This is a genomic window from Streptomyces sp. SP18CS02, assembly GCF_036322365.1.
Lineage (GTDB): Bacteria > Actinomycetota > Actinomycetes > Streptomycetales > Streptomycetaceae > Streptomyces.
Map to the genome: position 1 here is coordinate 1 of NZ_JAQYXC010000204.1, position 347 is coordinate 347.

General features: G+C 69.7%; 1 pseudogene. It reads left to right on the forward strand.

The features are described 5' to 3' along the window. Positions 1 to 347, forward strand: a pseudogene (locus PUR26_RS02040) (glycosyl hydrolase); the annotation flags it as partial.

The following is a 347-nucleotide window of genomic DNA, read 5'->3' on the forward strand; positions in this document are numbered from 1 at the left end:
ACCGCTCCCACGGTCAGGATCGACCTGCCCGGCGACGGGGCCGTCTACGATTTCGGTGCGGCGATCCCGAACAAGGTGACGGTGTCCGACCCGGAGGACGGCGCCATCGACTGCGCCAGGGTCAAGGTGAACTTCATCGTCGGGCACGACAGCCACGGCCACCCGCAGACGTCGGCCACCGGCTGCACCGGCGCCCTGCAGACCCTCGCGGACGGCGAGCACGACCCCAACGCCGACATCTTCGGCGTCATCGACGCCGAGTACACGGACAAGGGCGCGAACGGCCAGCCCGCGCTCACCACGCACGACCAGATCATCACGCAGCCCAGCCACCGTCAGGCCGAGCA